Annotated in this window: 2 protein-coding genes; one reads left to right on the top strand and one right to left on the bottom strand. The window is 72.1% G+C overall.

The features are described 5' to 3' along the window. Positions 1-188: 188 nt before the first annotated feature. Positions 189-770 (bottom strand): dihydrofolate reductase family protein, encoded by a 582-nt coding sequence (locus HCJ92_RS23610; protein WP_167935642.1) that lies wholly within the window; start codon positions 768-770, stop codon positions 189-191. 273 nt (positions 771-1,043) lie between these two features. On the opposite strand from HCJ92_RS23610, the gene HCJ92_RS23615 reads away from it, so the two are divergent. Beyond that, complete coding sequence (locus tag HCJ92_RS23615; RefSeq protein WP_167935643.1) at positions 1,044-2,399, top strand: pectate lyase family protein; 1,356 nt, start codon at positions 1,044-1,046, stop codon at positions 2,397-2,399. Positions 2,400-2,476 lie beyond the last annotated feature (77 nt).

Genomic DNA, 2,476 nt, shown 5'->3' on the forward strand with positions numbered 1-2,476 from the left:
GTGGTCGATCCCGCGCGTGGCGCCCGGCGCCGCGGCGCCCCATTCCATCGGACATCCGTCCCGCCTCCCTGGTCGGCGCTTCTCCCCGCGACTGTAGGCCGGTGCGGATCCCGTGCGCGGTGTCCCGGCGCGGCGAACGGGTGACATCCGGCCGCCGCGCGACCCCGGCACGTGGCGGGCGCGCCGGGTCAGCCGGGGCCGGCGCCGGTGCGGTAGGCCAGCAGCGCGATGCCCGAGCGGAAGGTGCGGGAGCGGACGAGCCGCAGCGGCGGCAGCGCGGTCCCCGGCGGGAACAGCCGCCGGCCCCGCCCCACCACGACCGGGTACACGAACAGCCGGTACTCGTCGACCAGCCCCGCGGCGATGAGCTGGTGGGTGACCGAGATGCTGCCGGTGACGCAGATGTCACGCCCGGGGCGCCGCCGCAGCGCGAGGACGTTCTCGGTGAGAGAGCCGGAGAGCACGGTGGCGTTGTGCCAGCCCGGGTCGAGCTGTGAACTGGACACCACGTACTTGCGCACCTCGTGGAGATGGGCCGCGACCCCGGTGGTGTCGTCGGTGCGGTTCGGCCAGTAGCCGCGGAAGTCCTCGTAGGTGCCGCGCCCCAGGAGCAGCGCGTCCTCGGCGGCCATCTGCTCGCGCAGCTCCTCGACCACGTCCTCGGTCCCGCGGGAGTCGTCGGCCGGGTCGAACCAGCCGTCCACCATTTCGATCACGCCGTCGAGGGTGATGTTCTGCACGACCACCAGCGACCGTCCGGTCCCTGCCATGTCAGCCTCCCTCACCCGGCCGCGTTGCCCGGGAGGTCGCCTCTCGCCGCCTGCCACTCCAGTCTAGGAGCCGGACCGCGCGGCGGCCCGAGGGCGCGGTCCCCGGCATCGGCGCAGGGGCGGACGGTCGACTGTCGAGCTGCAATCGCTTGCAGATTTCTCGGTCGGAGCTCTTGTCATGCTCCGGAGGGCAGCGGCAGCATGTCCGCCAATCCGGCCCGGACCTCGCCGCCCGGGCTGCAACCTGTTGCAGAGATGTGGAGTGAGCCGCCGATGCGATCCAGATCCAAGCTGCTGGTGGGTGCGTGTGCCGCCATCGTTCTCGCCGGGGCCGTGCCCGCGGTGACCGCCGCCGCCCCCGGCGGTGCCGCCGCGACGGCGACCGCCGCCAAGGGGCCCGCCCGGGGGACCGACCTGGGGTACGAGACGCTCGGAGCACGCGACGGCTGGGGCGCCTACGGGGCGGGTACCAGCGGCGGTGCCTCCGCGGCGCCGGAGAACGTCCACACCGTCACCGACCGCGAGGAGCTCCTGGCGGCCCTCGGCGACGTCGCCGACGACACCCCCTCGATCATCTACGTCAAGGGCACCGTCGACATGAACGTCGACGCCCAGGGAGCCGCGCTCACCTGCGACGACCTCGCCGACCCCGGGTACGACCTCGACGCCTACCTCGACGCGTACGACCCGGAGACCTGGGGATGGGACGAGGAGCCCTCCGGACCGCTGGAGGAGGCGCGTGACCGCTCCTACCGCAACCAGTCGGCGCACTCGGTGTACTCGATCCCCTCGAACACGACCCTGGTCGGCCTCGGCAAGGACGCGCGGGTGCTGGGCGGCGCCATGTACGTGCGCGGCGTCAGCAACGTCATCATCCGCAACATCAGCTTCGAGGCGGTCGAGGACTGCTTCCCGCAGTGGGACCCCACCGACGGACAGGAGGGGAACTGGAACTCCGAGTACGACGCGATCTGGCTCCACAGCTCCACCAACGTCTGGCTCGACCACAACACCTACCGCGGCGGCGGACGGCCCGACACCGAGCACTTCGGCCGGCCGTACATGGTCTACGACGGCTCCGTGGACATCACACGCGGCTCGGACCTGGTGACGGTCTCCTACAACCACTACGTCGACTACGACAAGGGCATGCTGGTCGGCGGTGGTGACAGTCACCCCGAGGACCCGGGCAAGCTGCGCGTCACCTACCACCACAACCTCTTCGAGAACGTGCTCCAGCGCTCTCCGCGGGTCCGCCGCGGCGAGGTGCACGTCTACAACAACGTCTACGAGGTCAACGACCGGGCGGCCTACCCGTTCGAGTACGCCTGGGGCGTCGGTCTGGAGTCGAGCATCCACGCCGCCAACAACTACTTCGAGGGCGACATCCGGCCCGGGACCATCGCGCGCCGCTTCAACGGCACCGACCTCCACGAGACCGGCACGTACCTGAACGGCTTCGGCAAGCGGCACCTGGTCGAGGTCGTCGCCGAGCACAACGTCCTGCGCCCCGACGGCCCGCTGGGCACCGACGTGGGCTGGACGCCGTGGCTCTACGACACGATCGAGCCCGTCGCCAAGGCCACCCGCGACGTGCAGCGGAACGCCGGCGCCGGCAACCTGCGCTGAGCCGCGCCGACGGCGGGTGACGCACCTCCCCGGCGCCTCCCGCCCGGCCGCCCCGCCCGTGCTGCACGGGCGGGGCG

Source organism: Streptomyces spiramenti (genome assembly GCF_012034385.1).
Lineage (GTDB): Bacteria > Actinomycetota > Actinomycetes > Streptomycetales > Streptomycetaceae > Streptomyces > Streptomyces spiramenti.

Bases quoted from the DNA above. Each gene is read 5' to 3' on its own strand.
- HCJ92_RS23610 (WP_167935642.1), bottom strand. From the start codon at position 770: ATGGCAGGGACCGGACGGTCGCTGGTGGTCGTGCAGAACATCACCCTC.
- HCJ92_RS23615 (WP_167935643.1), top strand. From the start codon at position 1,044: ATGCGATCCAGATCCAAGCTGCTGGTGGGTGCGTGTGCCGCCATCGTT.